Annotated in this window: 13 protein-coding genes; 8 read left to right on the top strand and 5 right to left on the bottom strand. The window is 66.2% G+C overall.

All coding sequences use genetic code 11. The features are described from left to right. Window positions 1–140 precede the first annotated feature (140 nt). A complete protein-coding gene (locus ACWEKR_RS24470) occupies window positions 141–1,091 on the bottom strand; it encodes an AraC family transcriptional regulator (RefSeq protein WP_452356443.1) in 951 nt (316 codons plus the stop codon). 128 nt (window positions 1,092–1,219) lie between these two features. On the opposite strand from ACWEKR_RS24470, the gene ACWEKR_RS24475 reads away from it, so the two are divergent. Then, complete coding sequence (locus tag ACWEKR_RS24475; protein ID WP_452356444.1) at window positions 1,220–1,912, top strand: NAD(P)H oxidoreductase; 693 nt, start codon at window positions 1,220–1,222, stop codon at window positions 1,910–1,912. A gap of 264 nt (window positions 1,913–2,176) precedes the next feature. On the opposite strand, the gene ACWEKR_RS24480 is transcribed toward ACWEKR_RS24475, so the two are convergent. Continuing rightward, window positions 2,177–2,617, bottom strand: coding sequence for a MarR family winged helix-turn-helix transcriptional regulator (locus tag ACWEKR_RS24480; RefSeq protein WP_452356445.1), 441 nt, complete (start codon window positions 2,615–2,617; stop codon window positions 2,177–2,179). A gap of 99 nt (window positions 2,618–2,716) precedes the next feature. On the opposite strand from ACWEKR_RS24480, the gene ACWEKR_RS24485 reads away from it, so the two are divergent. The 3 genes from ACWEKR_RS24485 (at window position 2,717) to ACWEKR_RS24495 (ending at window position 7,868) form a co-directional block, all read left to right on the top strand. Beyond that, on the top strand, window positions 2,717–3,844 hold the full coding sequence (locus ACWEKR_RS24485) for an NADH:flavin oxidoreductase (protein WP_452356446.1): 1,128 nt from the start codon (window positions 2,717–2,719) through the stop codon (window positions 3,842–3,844). A gap of 18 nt (window positions 3,845–3,862) precedes the next feature. After that, the gene (locus tag ACWEKR_RS24490) at window positions 3,863–6,427 is read left to right on the top strand and encodes a helix-turn-helix transcriptional regulator (protein WP_452356447.1); all 2,565 of its coding nucleotides are present in this window, start codon (window positions 3,863–3,865) and stop codon (window positions 6,425–6,427) included. A 304-nt stretch (window positions 6,428–6,731) separates the two neighbouring features. Continuing rightward, on the top strand, window positions 6,732–7,868 hold the full coding sequence (locus tag ACWEKR_RS24495; RefSeq protein WP_452356448.1) for an epoxide hydrolase family protein: 1,137 nt from the start codon (window positions 6,732–6,734) through the stop codon (window positions 7,866–7,868). A gap of 121 nt (window positions 7,869–7,989) precedes the next feature. Here the strand turns inward: ACWEKR_RS24495 and ACWEKR_RS24500 are convergent, their stop codons facing one another. The 3 genes from ACWEKR_RS24500 to ACWEKR_RS24510 all read right to left on the bottom strand — a co-directional run bounded on the left by ACWEKR_RS24500 (window position 7,990) and on the right by ACWEKR_RS24510 (window position 11,023). After that, window positions 7,990–9,030: a terpene synthase family protein gene (locus ACWEKR_RS24500; RefSeq protein ID WP_452356449.1), complete on the bottom strand. Its 1,041-nt coding sequence runs from the start codon at window positions 9,028–9,030 to the stop codon at window positions 7,990–7,992. Further along, complete coding sequence (locus tag ACWEKR_RS24505; RefSeq protein WP_452356450.1) at window positions 9,027–10,418, bottom strand: cytochrome P450; 1,392 nt, start codon at window positions 10,416–10,418, stop codon at window positions 9,027–9,029. The genes ACWEKR_RS24500 and ACWEKR_RS24505 overlap by 4 nt, the downstream gene beginning before the upstream one ends. Window positions 10,419–10,708: 290 nt before the next feature. Beyond that, a complete protein-coding gene (locus ACWEKR_RS24510) occupies window positions 10,709–11,023 on the bottom strand; it encodes a hypothetical protein (protein WP_195088875.1) in 315 nt (104 codons plus the stop codon). A gap of 379 nt (window positions 11,024–11,402) precedes the next feature. Between ACWEKR_RS24510 and ACWEKR_RS24515 the strand changes: the two genes are divergently transcribed. The 4 genes from ACWEKR_RS24515 to ACWEKR_RS24530 all read left to right on the top strand — a co-directional run bounded on the left by ACWEKR_RS24515 (window position 11,403) and on the right by ACWEKR_RS24530 (window position 15,502). Further along, a complete protein-coding gene (locus tag ACWEKR_RS24515; RefSeq protein WP_452356496.1) occupies window positions 11,403–11,504 on the top strand; it encodes a hypothetical protein in 102 nt (33 codons plus the stop codon). Between the two features lie 219 nt (window positions 11,505–11,723). Next, window positions 11,724–12,461, top strand: coding sequence for a pentapeptide repeat-containing protein (locus ACWEKR_RS24520; protein ID WP_452356451.1), 738 nt, complete (start codon window positions 11,724–11,726; stop codon window positions 12,459–12,461). A gap of 266 nt (window positions 12,462–12,727) precedes the next feature. Further along, a complete protein-coding gene (locus ACWEKR_RS24525) occupies window positions 12,728–13,969 on the top strand; it encodes a lipase family protein (RefSeq protein WP_452356452.1) in 1,242 nt (413 codons plus the stop codon). 1,404 nt (window positions 13,970–15,373) lie between these two features. Then, complete coding sequence (locus ACWEKR_RS24530; RefSeq protein WP_452356453.1) at window positions 15,374–15,502, top strand: hypothetical protein; 129 nt, start codon at window positions 15,374–15,376, stop codon at window positions 15,500–15,502. The last annotated feature ends 96 nt before the right edge of the window (window positions 15,503–15,598 follow it).

Raw genomic sequence — 15,598 nt, forward strand, 5'->3', positions numbered from 1 at the left:
CTTCGACCCGGCGCCGTGCCGTCGTACCGATCCCTCAGCTCCGCGCGGCGGCTCGTGAGGTTCAGCCGCGCGGGTCCGGTTCGACTGGATTCCGTCCAGGACGACGCCCGAACCAACTGAGGGAAAGCCGCCGGACTTGCTCAGTGGATCGGCAGCGTCGGTGTGTAGCGCGAGGTGGTGCGAAACTCACTCGGACGCATGCCCCGGTGCCGTTTGAAGGCCGCGCTGAAACCGAAAGCATCCGCATAGCCGACGGCCTTGGCCACCTGCGCCACGGTGAGAGTCCCGTCGGAGAGCAGTTCCTCCGCATCGTCCATCCGGCATTCGGTGAGGTACGCCAGTGGCGACCGCCCCATCACCTCGGTGAAACGCCTCGCGAACAGGGCACGCGAGACGCCCGCATGAGACGCCAGGGACGCCACGGTCCAGCCGGCGGCGGGTTGCCGGTGCATCGCCTCCAGCGCCGGCCCGACCACCGGGTCGGCCGGCCCGCGATACCATCCCGGGGCCTCGGCGGCCTCCTTGTCGAACCAGTCACGCAGTGTGCACACCAGCGCCCAGTCGAGCAGCCGGTCCATCAGCGCCTGGGCTCCGGCCGGCCGCGCGGCCGCGTCCGCGGCGACCGATTCCATCCAGGCGCATACCTGCGGGTCGTCCGACACCACCAGCACGGGTGGCAGCGCGCGCAGTAGCCGTTCATGGCGCCGACCCGAGGCCCGATAGGCGCCGACGATCAGCGCAGTCTCGCCGGCCGGGTCTTTACCCCACCTTCCGCCTTGCAGACCCGCTTCGCATTCCGCATCCGCCGCGAAGCAGGCGACCTCGTATTCGTCGTGTGGCAGGTCGACCGACTCGGGCCGGTCGGCGAGCAGGAACGGTTCCGGACCACGCACGATCGCGGTGTCTCCGGCCGAGATCCGTTGCTGCGCATCGTCGGAAAGCAGCAGTGTGCCACCGCCCCGCAGCACCGTCACCATGGTCAACGGCGCACGGTCGGCGAAGCGGATGGTCCATGGCGCCTCCAGGACGGCGTGGGTGAGTACGGCTCCTTCGGCGCGGATGCCACCCAGCAATTTACTCAAGGGATCCACTCCACGAGAATAGACGAACTCCTATCGAATGTAGATCTTTACCCATAGATCGTCCACAAGATCGGGTGTGAAATGGAACCCGACCGCACAACCGATCGTCCGGAAACCGGACCGCAAGGGAGGACCCCGTGCCGAGCCACCCCATCGAGGACGCCCCGGCCACTCGCACCGCACTGGTCGTAGTCGCCCATCCCCGTCCCGACTCGCTGACCGCACATATCGCCGGGCTGACCGTCCGCCGCCTCGCCGCGGCGGGCTACCGGATCGACCTGCTCGATCTGCACGCCGAGCGATTCGATCCCCGAATGACGGCCGCCGATCTCCCGGACTGGAACAACCGGGACAAGACCTACTCCCCTGAGGTCGAGGACCATATGCGGCGCATCCTCGCCGCCGACGTAATCGTCGCGGTGTTCCCGGTGTACTGGATGCAGACACCCGCGATCCTCAAAGGCTGGATCGATCGCGTATGGAACTACGGATTCGCCTACGGCCGCAGCAAACCCCGGCTCGCGGGCAAGCGGATGCTGTGGCTCGGCCTGGCCGGCGCGGCGGACGACGACGGAGTCGTCGACCTCATGCAGCAGGCACTGAGCACACAGCTCAACGACGGAATTGCCTATTACTGCGGCCTGACGCAGTCGACGGTGGGACTGCTGCCCGGAGCCGAGGAGAAACCACAGCGCCTGGACGCCGAGGGCAATCTGCTGCTCGACGACGCGCTCACCGGCGCCGCGCGCGACGCCCACTTCGCGGCGTTGGAGGACCGGGCCTTGCGCTTCGTCGACGATTTCCTCACCGACGACCGCATCCCGGCCTGAACTTCATCGGAGACCGCGCGTCACGACGCCGGGCCGCGTTCGATGAGCCGGGACAGAATCATGTGGATCGCGGCACCGCGACAGCCGCCGCGATCCACATGGTTCCGCCGACGAAATCGGACAGCCACCGGCACGCACAACTACGACTCGTGCCCGTCTCCGGCGTATCGGGCACCGAACAGCCTGCCGCGCGACAGACTTACTCCGCCGCCACGCAATCAACCTGCCGATGGTCGGCCCACGGACGCCGACGCGCCTCCACACTCACGCTCGGGTGCCGAGCCGGGCGACGAACACCCGTTCCAGCAGTGCGTACAGACAATCCCGGTCCTGGTCGCTGAGCCTGTCCAGGCCGTCTCGAGTAGCGCGCATTTTCGCCCGGATCGTATCGATCACCTGCTCACCTTCGGGCGTGATGACGAGATTGGTGACGCGCCGGTCGGATGTGCTGGTCTCCCGGCGCACGAGGCCACGTTTCTCCAGCCGGTTGATGATCCCGGTGACGTTGGAGGCGTCGCAGGCCAAGGTCTCGGCCAGCGCGCGCATCGCGACGGGACCCCGGCGCAGCACGGTCAGCGCCTTGCCCTGGCTCGCTGTCAGGTTCTCACTCGCCGCCGCGGCGGTGAAGTCGCCGTAGTAGGCGCCGAGCGACACCGAGAGCAGCTCCATCAGCTGGGCCGTGTCGACGCGGGGAGCTTCTGCCATGACAGCCAGCTTATCCGCAGAAACTTGACTATCTCAAATATCTACCCCTAGCGTGTGGCCATTGCTTGAAGTTCTCAACCATCGAACGAGGAGTACCCAGTGATCGTCACCGCGTCCGACGTCTCTCGCACGGCCGAGATCCTGTCCCGGCCCGTCACGCTGAACGGCCTGACCGTCCCGAACCGCATCGTGATGGCGCCGATGACGCGCATGTTCTCCCCTGGCGGCGTGCCTGGCGACGACGTGCGGTCCTATTACGCCCGCCGCGCTGCCGCCGGTGTGGGCCTGATCGTCACCGAGGGCACCTACGTCGGCCACGAGTCCGCCGGGCAGAGCGACCGTGTGCCACGGTTCCACGGTGAGGAGCAGTTGGCGGGGTGGGCGAAGGTCGCCGAGGACGTACACGCGGCGGGCGGCACGATCGTGCCGCAGCTGTGGCACATCGGCATGGTCCGCAACCAGGGCGACGCGCCCTACCCCGATGCGCCCGCCGTCGGCCCCTCCGGTATCCGCGTCGACGGCACCGAGGGTCTCGGTAAGGCGATGACCCAGGGTGAACTGGACGACGTCATCGGCGCCTTTGCCGCAGCCGCGGCGGACGCCGAGCGCATCGGCTTCGACGGCGTCGAACTGCACGGCGCGCACGGCTATCTCCTCGACCAGTTCCTGTGGGCGCGGACGAACCGCCGTGACGATGGGTACGGCGGTGATGCCGTGGCCCGTACCAAGTTCGCCGCCGAGGTCGTGGCCGCGGTTCGGGCGGCCGTCTCGCCCGGCTTCCCGGTGATCTACCGTTACTCGCAGTGGAAGCAGGAGGCCTACGACGCGCGGCTCGCCGAGACCCCGCAGGAGCTGGAGGCGATCCTGGCTCCGCTCGCCGCGGCCGGCGTAGACGCCTTCCACGCCTCCACCCGCCGCTACTGGCGCCCGGAGTTCGACGGCTCGGACCTGAACCTGGCCGGCTGGACCAAAAAGCTCACCGGCAAGCCCACCATCACCGTCGGCTCGGTCGGCCTCGACGGCGACTTCCTCCGTGCGTTCACGGGCGAGGGCGCCGAGCTCGGCAGCCTCGACAACCTCCTCGATCGCCTGGAGCGCGACGAATTCGACTTGGTCGCCGTGGGTCGCGCCCTGCTCCAGGACCCGGAGTGGGCGTCAAAGGTCCTGGCGGGGCGGATCGATGAGCTGAAGCCCTACGACGCGGCGGCACTGAAGACGCTGAGTTAGCTCAGCTAGGCTGCCAATGTGTCGGCAGGACGAACTTCTGTCAGCGGATTGCCGCCCGCGGCGGCCAACGATTTCGTGGGCCGCGATCGGGAGCTGGAAAGAATCGGGATGGCGTTGCTGGGCAGTACTCGCCTGGTGACCTTGATCGGTGCGGGTGGCATCGGAAAGACCCGATTGGCGACCGAGGCCGTGCAGCGCTTCCAACGGGCGCGACGCGTCCCGGTGCACTGGGTACGGCTGGCAGTACTGCCCCGGGGCGCGGAGGCGACAGCGGTGGAGGAACAGATCGCGGGCTCGGTGATCGAGGCCGATTTCTCCGGAAGGTCGGCATGGGACGCGGTACTGGACACGCTGCGCCGCCGCGACGCAGCCGGGCGGAATGTACAGACGATCCTGGTCATGGACAACTGCGAACATGTGCTCGACGGTGCGGGCGCTGCGATAGCCGGCCTGCTCGACGCGGTACCCGGGCTCACCGTGCTGGCCACCAGCCGCGAGGCGATCGGGTGGGTCGACGAACAGCTGGTGCCGGTGCCCGCGCTGTCGCATGACCAGGCGCTTGCTTTGTTCCGCGCCCGCGCCGACCTTGTCGGGCATACCCTCGCCGACGAGGAAACCGATCTGGCTGCCGCGATCTGCCGGCATGTACACAATCACCCGCTCTATATCCGGCTGGCGGCCGCACGACTGTCCCGTCAGCCGCTGCCCATGATTCTGCGTGACCTCAGCGGTGCGGCGGGTGACCGGCGCTTACAGTGGCAGAACGGCCCCAGAGTCGGAGCGGACATCCGGCATCGTGGCATCCGCGATGTCATCGCTTGGTCCTATGAGCTCTGCCGGGACAAGGAACGACTGCTGTTCGACCGCCTGTCGGTATTCGCGGCCGGGTACGACATGGGCAGCGACAGCCCCGACGCGGCCGGACAGGATGTCGGTGCCGAGTTGGAAGCCATCGAGGCGGTGTGCGCCGACGACGACCCCGGCCGTGCGGACGGATTGGCCCGGGCCGAGATCGAAGGCCTGCTGGTGCGGTTGGTGGATCAGTCCTTGGTCTCGATCCACTTGACCGAGACCACGGTGCGTTATTCGATGGCCGAAACCATTCGCCTCTTCGCCCAGCAACGCCTGCGGGACCACGGTACGGAAGCCGACCGGCTGGCGCGCAGGCACCGCCGCTACTACCGCGACAAAGTGGCCGCGGCCCGTGCCGGTTGGTTCGGGCCCAACGAGCAGGCGCTGCTCGATTGGGCGCGAGCCGCTTGGGACAACCTGCTGTCGGCCATGGAGAGCAGTATCGCCACGCCGGGCGAGTCGGCGGTCGGACTCGAGATCGCTGCCGGGCTGATCGCCTTGCGCATCCCGTTCTTGACCGGCTCATTGCGGGAACCGCGCCGGTGGGCCGAGCGCGCGCTCGCGGCAACCCGGGACCTCGACCCCGAACCGGTGCCGCTGCAGGTCGTGGCGATGTCGCTGATCGCCTGGATCAGTATGTGCCAGGGCGTGCACCATGACGCCGAACATCTGCTCGACGAATGCGTCGCCCGCTGCGTGCCCGGCGGCGAAGACCGATTGCGCTGGCGCGAGGAACCGGACGTGGACCTCGGGCTCCCCGCCGCGGTCGAATTCGCCCGAGGTGCGGAACTGATGCTGATTCGCTGCGATACGCGGGCGATCAACGTCCTGGCCCGGGCGCGGGCGCGTTTCGCCGCCGAGGGGGACGAGGGCGGTGCCGCGATGAGCGAATTGTTCGAAGCGCTGGCCGCCGCGTTCTTCGGCACAGCCGAACAAGCGCTGGAAACCTGCCGCGCCCATCTCCGCAATGCCGAGCGTTCGGGTGCCCAATGGGCGATCTGCTGGGCGAAGCTGGCATGGGTGGTCGCGTCGAGTAAGCACGGCGACATGCACGAGGCGCTTGCCCTCGGGCGCGCGACATTGTCGGAACAGCTCGCGATGCGCGACCGGTGGGGCGCGGTATGGGCCGTGCACATGCTGGCATGGACCCTGGCTCGCATGGTGGGCGCCGTCGGCGATGAACCGTCCGCAGCCGTGACGGCCCAGGCGCGCGACATCGCACGCCTGATCGGCGGCGGGGCCACGCTTCGTGAAGGGCTCGGCGTGGATATCGCCCACCTCGGCCCGTTCGCCACCGAGACCGAACTCGCCGCAGACACCGCCCGGAGAATATTGGGGGACGACGCCTTCGCGGAGGCCGAACGAGAGGGTGCGCTGTTGCGGCCGGAGCTGGGCGAAGTGGCGCAGCTGGCATTGGGAAACCTGTCCATGGACAAACTGCCCGTCGAGCATCCGGTCCGGCGCGGCCGCCCCTCACCGTGGCAGCAGCTGTCGGAGGCCGAGCAGGAGGTCGCCGTACTCGCCGCGGCGGGGTGGACCAACACGGCCATCGCTGCCCGGCGCGGCAGCTCCTACAAGACTGTCGACGCGCAAATGGCCGCCGTGCTTCACAAATTGATGATCGGCTCCCGAGCGGCTATCCGCTCTTTCGTACCTGCCGATCGACAGGCTCACGTGAGCGCCGAAGCCGCGCGCAGGCCACAGCGCGGCCGTTCGAATCCTCGTCTCTGATCCCCAGCAAAGAAGGCACCGTCACGCCGGTGACGAAGCCATCGGACACCACCGGGCCCGGTTAGCGCTCGAACGTCGACGAATACTCCGTTCATCCGATCGAGTTCGCCGCGTGCTCGCCGCCAAAAATCAACGACGTCCAGGACCACCCCGCCGTTGCGGGCCGCCTGCGCCTCTCGGCTATGTAAGGCCTTCTGGGCTGGAGCACCACCCGGGTTCGGCACGACCCAGAGCTTGAAACGGAATGATCCGTTCTGTTAAGGTTGAAACAGAACGTAGCATTCCGTTTCCAAAGGAGATCGCCGTGAGCACCATCGAGCCTTTCCAGGTCGACATTCCGCAGACCAAGCTCGACGATCTGGCCGACCGTTTGCGCCGCTCCCTGTGGCCGAGCGAACTGCCCGGCGTCGGCGACTCCTACGGGGTGCCCGAGGATCGGGTGCGCAGCCTGGCGCAGTACTGGCTGGAGACCTTCGACTGGCGGGCGCTCGAGGCGAAGCTGAACGCCTACCCGCAGTTCACCACCGAGATCGATGGCGAGAACATCTACTTCCTGCACATCCGGTCAGCTCGCGCGGACGCGCTGCCGGTGGTCCTCACGCACGGCTGGCCCGGCTCGGTGCTCGAGTTCCTCGACATCATCGAGTCGCTGACCGCGCCGGAGTCTGCTGAGGATCCCGCCTTCCACCTGGTGATTCCGGCGCTGCCCGGCATGGGCTTCTCCGGCCCGACGCACAGCACCGGTTGGACCATGCGGCGTGTCGCCAAGGCCTGGATCGAACTGCTGGATCGGCTCGGCTACCAGCGCTTCGGTGCGATCGGCAACGACGGCGGCTCGATGGTCTCCCCGGAAATCGGTCGCCTGGCGCCGGACCGGGTGGTGGGGGTCCATGTCACGCAACTGTTTTCGTTCCCTTCCGGCGACCCCGCCGAGTTCGTCGGCCTCTCGCCGGCGGATCTGGCGGCGCTCGAACACCTGAAGTGGTTCCAGGACAACAAGATGGGCTTCAACATCCTGTGCAGCCAGCAGCCGCAGACGCTGGCCTACGCGCTCTCCGATTCGCCGATCGGCCTGCTGGGTTGGAACGCTCAGCTTTTCGGTGAAAGCCTGGACGCCGATTTCGTGATCGGCAACGTTGCCCTCTACTGGTTGACCGGCACCGCGGCCTCCTCGGTCCGGTACTACTACGAGGAGGCGCACAGCACCGACCGCCCGACCGGCCCGACCACGACCCCCACCGCACTTGCCATGTTCAAGGGCGATTTCCAATCGATCCGCCGGTTCGCCGAGCGTGACCACAGCAACATCGTCAGCTGGAATTCCTACGACGCAGGCTCGGCGATCGGGGGCCCGAACGATGCCGCGGGCCACTTCGCCGCGCACGAGGCCCCCGAGCTGCTCGTCGGCGACATCCGGCGGTTCTTCGCCGATGTCGGCTGAAGCCCGGCCGCGCGAGACAGCTTCTCCGGTCGGTGAAACTTGATTCGCACACAGCCATCGATGCCGGCGACTGCTGTCGCCGGCATGAGCTCGGCATGGACAACCTGCACGAATCACATCGTCATACCTGCCACCACCAGTTGATCGACGACAGCCCTGGGGCATCGGGCGATGAATCGGTAGGTGAATCGTTGATAGTGAAACGGTCGGCCACAGTTCGACCGTCGACTGTGTACCGTTCCACGTCGAGCGCCCAATCGAGGTTGCCGCGGACCACATGCCGTAGACCGTGGAGATAGTGACGGGTGTCTCTGCTCAGCCCACTGGTCTGTGCTCCGGCGAGGAGGAACCGGCACATGATCCGGTCGCGCAACCGCACGGCTCGAGCGATGGTCTCGCCCGGTCCGCAGGCATGGCGCGCCGCGATCACCGTCAGCAGGTTGTATTGGTTGCTTTCGTTCAAAGCCACTGTCTTGGGGTGGGAGTGCAAGTCGTTGTCCAGTGCCGCGAGCACACGTGCCATCTCGGTCAGTGCCCGGACCCTCGGCAGCTCCAACTCCGCCGCGGGAGGTTCGTACTCGTTCACCAGTTCTGTGATGACGGTGACGACCTCGCCTGCCGCGTTGTTGATCCGGATGGCGAGGTACTCGTCGATGCTCGGCGTCGTGGTCGTACTCATCTCGGCGCAGACCCCGAACAGCCAGGCACGGTGGGCCTGAATCCATCGACGATGCTGAACCGGTGTCACACGATCGGCGAACCGTGTCGAGATATCGATGAGCCCGCGCACCAGCGGATCCGCCTCCACCAACTGCGATCCGGGCGCCTCCAGCACACGTACGATCTTGTTGGCATAGGACACGAACCCACCGAGATCCTTCGACAGCGGGCCACGGTCGAAGCGATCGTCGAATGCGAACCCCCAGTAGGCCCAATCCGAAGCGATCTGCAGTCGATCAACGCAGCCGTGCGGTGCCATCCTCGCCATGAACTCGGCCGATCTGGTCGCGACCAGTGCGCGTCCCTGGTGGGGGTCATCGAGGAACGCGCCGACCCTCAACCAATCGATCGACCGGTTTTCGATCGTGTCGACCGCAGGATGGATGTTCGATTCGATCGGGCAGAAGATCCCGGGCAGAGCAGGCTGTTCGGAAACCCTCATCGGTGACCTTCTGCTGACGGCCGAGCAACGCCCCGACTGGCTGACTGGATGCGTATCCGCAGTTCGCGGGGATGCAGGGCCATCGCCACCGCAGGACGGACCCGTTCGCCGACTCGATGGCGTATCCGCCACCGGCTGGCGATCGTGGCCAGTGCCAGTGACAGTTCGGTGACAGCGAATGCCTCGCCGACGCATCGCCGCGGGCCGGCGCCGAATGCCATGAACGCCTTCCGCCGGACCGGCGGCTGTGGGGCGTCCCATCGGTCGGGATCGAACCGATTCGGGTGCTGATAGAGATCGCTGCGCAGGTGCAGGAGATAGGGGCTGTACACCAGAGAGGTTCCGGCGGGAAGGTCGTAGCTGCCCAGTCGCGTATCGGCGGTGACCGTTCTGGTGAACAACCAGCCGGGAGGATAGAGCCGCAATGCTTCGGCGATGATGCGCCCCGTCAGCGGCAGGTAGGGCAGGTCCTGGTAGCGAGCCGGAGCCCCGTGGAGCACCCGGTCCGTTTCCTCGTGCAGACGTTCCTCGATGTCGGGATGGGCCACGAGCAGATGTAATGCCCAGGCCAGCGCGCTCGCGGTGGTCTCTGATCCGGCGATGAAGAAGGACATGAGCTGATCGCAGATCTGGCTGTCGGTCATGCCGACGCCGGTGTCGACGGCTGCGGTTGTCTCGGTGGGGACTCGGGCCGTGAGCATGGCCGAAACAAGGTCCCCGTGGTCGGTGCCATCGATCCGCCGCTCCGCGACAATTGTCGTCATCAACTCGCGGAGACTTGCGCGCGCTCGCCCATACCGGCGGTTCCCGGGAGTCGGTATCCGATTCAGCACCGGCGGCGACAGCATCTGCCGGTACAGCCCCTTGACGATAACCGTGACATCATCCAATGCTCGATCGCGGACGTGCGGTGCGAGTGCGCCGGAGAACATGGTCGCCATCACCGTTTGTGTAGTCAGGCGCAAAGCCTCGGCCAACATATCCACGACCTGACCGTCGCGCCAAGCGGCGGTCATAGCATCGGCCTCGGCCGTCATCGCTCGGCCGTAGTTTTCGAGCCGGGAGCGGCTGAACGTCGGCTGGATCAATTGCCGCTGCCGCCGATGCATACTGTGTGGGCAGGTTATCACGTTGTCCCCCACCACGTTTCGCGCTACATCGAAGAGCGGGCCACCCTTGTCGAAAGTGCGATCGTCACGAAGGACTCGATCGACAAGGTCCGGGTCACACACCACGACCGCGGCCCCAGGACCGATTCGTATCTTCACGAGCTCATCGCCGGCGTCGGCCAGAGAGGAGAGAAACGTCAGCGGATCTCGCAGCAACGCCACAGCATGACCGACCGGCCAGACCGCACCCGACGCCGGTGAGACCCCTGACTCAGCCATGGCAGGATCTTCAACACCGTCGAACGGTGATACAGAAGCGCGCGCAACCAGTCACTCCGAACCCATCCAACCCTCGAGCGGAGTACGGCCGGGATCGAGCCAACCGGCCACTGCTCTCCAATCGGCCAGGGTCAGGTGCCTGGTCGGACCGGAATCCAACGGCGTGGATTCGGGGTACGAGCGCAGCGTGGCCTTAGAACGTGCCACGGGAGCGGGCTTCGGCGCTGCGGGCGATGGGCAGGTGGACCGCACCGAAGCGGGGCGGCGGATCGTGTCGGGTCTGTTCGGCATCAGGAACCGACCTCGTGGACGACCAACTCGCAACGCGCTATCAGGGCCGTCTGCAGAACGGTTCGGGAGACTGTCTCGGACAGATGGCCGTGCGGTGTGATCACCGCCTCCGCGGCTGCCCGCCGACATTCGGCGAGCAGATCGACGAACGCCGGTGGAAGCCCCTCGCTCCGGCACCGTGGCTCGTGGAACACCGTTCCGAGCTCGTAGCCGAGCGCGATCGCGGCAGCTCGTAATGTGTCTTCTGCTGCGTCGCGTTCGCCGAGCAGATCGTCGCGCAGATACCCGTAGGCAAGGGGCAGTACGTCGGTCATCGCAGACACCATTTCTGTTCGTGCCGGCCGGCTCAGACAAGCGTCTGCCTCGGCCGACGGCAACCCTTTCCACCGGTCTCCCTCGAGCGCGGAGGCCGGCCTTCGAACGTCCGAACCCGGGGGTGGAGTGCCGACCGGGTTTCTTCGCCGTCATCACCGCGCGTTCCGCGGTGCGGTTGGCGACCACATCCGGCGAGAACCCCTCGATCCCGCTGGGCGTAGCCGCCGACCACCGACAAACCGAGGATTGCGGGATAGGTAGAAAAGACGCATCGGTAGCCGGAGCGCCTGCGCTAGGTATGGCCGATACTGGTCACGCACTCGCCCGGGCCGACGGAGTCCGAGGATCGCCTCCAGTCGCCGCCACACCATTACCGCGATTGCCGAGCTGCTGTCCTTCTCCTCCCCTGGCAAATTCTCCCGCTGGTTTCCTCAACGCTACGGTTGCAGCCCCACGCAGTGGAGAACACGCGGAAACTGAGCCGCGCAGACACCCACAGAGGGATCAGAGCAACACTTCAGCTACCGTTGTGGAGTGTCGACGAGGACATCGGAGGGCACACGGCCACGGCGGCGCCGCGGTGGGGTCGCGGGCCGGAGCCGTTCCCTGCTCCCGCCCAGCCGCCCTACGCCGACGTCACGGTTGAGGCGGGCATTGCACTGGTCCGGCTGGACGAAGACCGCGGCGATCGCAACGACGGTGGCCACCCTCAGCGCGACACTCACCGCCGCCGGTGCCCTCTGGTTCACCGCCCAGTCGCTGAGCGCCACCCAGCAGACAGCGGTCACCGACCGCTTTCGGCTGGCAGCCGAACAACTCGCCTCCAACAAGACCGACGTCCGTCTCTCGGGGATCTATCTGCTCGAACGCCTCGCCAAGGACTCCCCCGATGACCACCCGACAGTGTTCGCGGTGCTCTCGGCGTTTCTACGCACCCACACCACCGCATCGGCGTGCGAACGTGTGCCCTTCGGTGAACCGGTCCCGGTCGACATTCAGGCTGCGCTCACCGTGATCGGTAGGCGCGACATCCGCCACGACAACAAGGACAAACTTGCGCTCGAACACACCTGCCTGACCGGAATGAACCTGTCCGAGGCACACTTCGACCGGGTCAGCTTCGACCACGGGGATCTCCCCTCGGCGTTCATGTACGCCTCCTCTTTCAAAGAGTCCTCCTTCTTCGGCACGAATCTCACGGACGTGAACCTGTTGGACGCGGACCTACGCGACGCAGTCCTGTTGAAAACCGACCTCACCGGCGCAGACCTCAAAAGCGCGAACCTCACCCGCGCCGAACTGATCTTCACGGATCTCACCCGTGCCGATCTCACCGGTGCCGACCTCACCGGGGCGAACCTCTTCGGCGTCTACTACGACGACACCACGCGATGGCCAGACGGGTACACACCACCGAAAAGCCATACCCCCCGTTGAGCGTGACTTCTCGCAGACTTGGATCCCCCGGGCCGACTACAACCGGACCTGGCGCCGGTGCGTCATCGTCGAAGGGAACCGATCCTCTGTCGGTGGGCGACGACGTGGTCCCGGACAGGCAGGTTATTCGCCCGCAGGTGTGGTGGATCGTCTAGACTCCTATACACAGCTACCGGTCCGGGATGTTCTTTCCCCGGCGCGGGCGCAATTCGCGTCACCGCTTTCTCCTCTGTTTCGGATGAAACTCACACGGTAAGGAGCGGTACATGACTGCACGATCCACGACGACCAATGAGCCGACTCTGCAAGACAAGATCGCATACCAGCTGTGCGAGTACGCGAATCTGGTCAACGGAATCAGCAAAGTGGACAGCGACCTGGAAGGCACGCTCGCTCAGAAGATCCAGCAGTATCTCGACACCAACCAGGAGGTCATCGGAGGGTGGGAGATCGTCTGGGGTCCGGGAGTCGCGCTGTTCGACACCGACTTGTACGCAGTCAACGCCCTGTACATGGTGCGAAGCATGGAGGATCGCTCCCGGTATGTGATCGCCATGGCCGGCAGCAGCGACGCACTGGTGTTCGACTGGCTGGTCGAGGACTCCTTCATTCTCCAGACGCCGTGGTTCGCGAATAACGCGGCCTGGCACACGATCGGCACGGCCATCGGGGTGAAAACCCTCCTCGGCATCAGACCCTCCGGGCCTCGTCCCGGCGCCGGTCACAGCTTGCCGGAGTTCCTGAGCGGGCTCGGCGACAAGGCGATCGACCTGACCGTCACCGGCCACAGCCTCGGTGGTGCCCTGTCACTCACGCTGGCCCTGTTCCTGCGTGACACCCAGTGGCTTTGGGACAATTCCGAGAAAGCCAGGATCAGCGTGCTATCCACCGCCGGACCGAGTTTCTGCAATCAGGAATTCGTCAACTACACCACCCAGCGCCTGCAACAAGTGAAGCGCTACGCCAACGACCTCGACGTCGTCCCGCACATGTGGAACCCGCCCGACATTGATGGCGCCAAGGCTCTCTACTCCAAGAACAACCGGCCTGCCCCCGGTGGTATGGAGGTTGTGTTCGACTTGCTGAAGATGCAGGCGTCCATGTCAGGCCAATATGCACACTTCGACCCCACCAGCGGCGTGTTCCAGGGCACGTTCAACAATGAGATAGACCAAACGCAAGGCTCGACGCCAGATGATCTGTACTGGAACCAGGTCGGGTATCAGCACATAGGCGGCTACCATGGGTTCTTCGAAATCAACGGCGTGCAGTGGCCGCAGGGTGTCGTAGCCCTCCCCCCGGTCGGCACCGACATCGTGATGGACCGCATTCGGGCGGCGGCCGGTCTACCGCTCGGCGACGGTGCCGGAAAGGTGCTGGCGAACCGTCGGCCGATAACCGTTCCGCTGGACGGACAGCCCGTGGAGCTGCCCACCGACCACGACAGCTCCGAAGCCAAGAAGCTCGTGGACCGCGTCACCGCCGAGTTCGACCCCACCTCCGCATGAACTGATGCCCCGGGGCCCACACGCGGTGGCACGCGAGCTTCTACCCGGTCCAGCTCGGAAGGGCTCCAACGGGGCAGGACGTGGCGGTCGATTCCGGCGGGCAGCGCTCGGCGACAACAGGTCGGTCGACGAGGTCCAGCGTCCCTCGGCAATCGGCCGCCACGACCAGGTTGTGTCTCGCAATGATTCGAGCAATTCGACGATGAGGGCCAGGGCGAGTCCGACTCGGTAGTGGCCGGCGACCGGAGCCGCCCGTGCGTTTGCGATTGGCGACGTGGTCGCGGCATTGCGGAATCCGACTCGAATGCTTTGCTGCGCACAACCTTTCGGTTCGACGGTGCAGCAGGAGCACGGTCGGCGTTCACCACATCGGGATTACGTCGGGGTGGGCCACCGTCGAGGCGGGGCATCGCGACCGCGTCGAGCAGCGGCGGGAGCGATGGTGAGTCGTCGGTCTGCACGGTTGTGAGCAGCACTGCCAGGCCGTGACCGTGCCCATCGACGGCTGATCGTCAGCCCGCCGCGGGGGCGCTCGATCGCGTGGCCGGCGGGTCCATTGCCCGGTCACCGAGTCGTTGGACGCGCCGGCACCCTGGCACCAACGGGCCGCTGCGCGATCCCGATGCCGGCGACGATGAGCGAGGAGGCGTTGCCGACTGGGCCCACACTCGTCGTCGACGCCGACCGATCCATGAAGAAGATCGAGTCGGGATGCCGAAATCAAAAGACCTCCGATCGACCGCCTGCGCGGGCTGTGTGAGCGTCCAGGCGAGCGTGTGGGATCACTGCCATACCCACAGCTACGTCCGCGCACCGCCGCCGGGCCGTGCAACACACCACTGGTATGGGTGGAAACCCGAGTACGGGCGTCCGTCCATGAGCGGCAATCTGGACTCCAGTTACTACCGGTGGCGCCCCGCCTACGACGCCGAATGGAACTCGTGCATCGCGTAGCGGCTGATCCTCGACAGCATCGCTACGGCTGGTCGTGAAGCCATCGGCGTCGAGCAGCCGGGCCCGGGCGGGTGCGGTCACGGTATGTGCCATTCGATGAGTTCGCCCGCAGGTCACCGACGAGGATCGGGCCGTTGTCGTTCGTGGTCGACCCGGTAGGACTGCCCGCGCTTCGATTTTGCTGCGGGTCGATGCTCAGGACCGGCAGAAATCGGCAGCGGCGGCCTCCTGCTCGTGCGGGCGTCAGGCAGCTGAGGGGGATCAGCATGACCAGCCGGACCCTACGCCGCCCCGGCAACGCGCCGACAGGGCTGGCTGCGGCGGCACCAGCTGCCCACCATCCAGCCGTCACCCGCGCAAACCCCTGATGGGTTCTCGTACCGCGAACGGGAAATCCGAGGTCGCGCACAATTATCGGGCCGATGTGCCTTATTCCCCGGAGTGCTCCGCGTGGATGGGTCCGCGGAACACGCTCCGCTGGAGAACGATCTGCGCGGCGGCAAGCGCATGCCGGGTCAGGATCGCGGCCGCAAGGCCGACCACGCAACCGCCGAGCCCGGCTGGACCGTCCCGGGCTGAACCGGGCACGCGAGGAACTGGTCTCGCGGTAGCGAAGCATCCGACAAGCCGCTACTCGTCTCCGTCGCCGACATCAAAAACGGACGAAAACGGATC

It is taken from the genome of Nocardia sp. NPDC004573 (assembly GCF_053602135.1).

Coding starts and splice junctions, on each gene's coding strand:
- ACWEKR_RS24480 (WP_452356445.1), bottom strand. CDS start 2,617: ATGGCAGAAGCTCCCCGCGTCGACACGGCCCAGCTGATGGAGCTGCTC.
- ACWEKR_RS24500 (WP_452356449.1), bottom strand. CDS start 9,030: ATGAGGGTTTCCGAACAGCCTGCTCTGCCCGGGATCTTCTGCCCGATC.
- ACWEKR_RS24505 (WP_452356450.1), bottom strand. CDS start 10,418: ATGGCTGAGTCAGGGGTCTCACCGGCGTCGGGTGCGGTCTGGCCGGTC.
- ACWEKR_RS24510 (WP_195088875.1), bottom strand. CDS start 11,023: ATGACCGACGTACTGCCCCTTGCCTACGGGTATCTGCGCGACGATCTG.
- ACWEKR_RS24525 (WP_452356452.1), top strand. CDS start 12,728: ATGACTGCACGATCCACGACGACCAATGAGCCGACTCTGCAAGACAAG.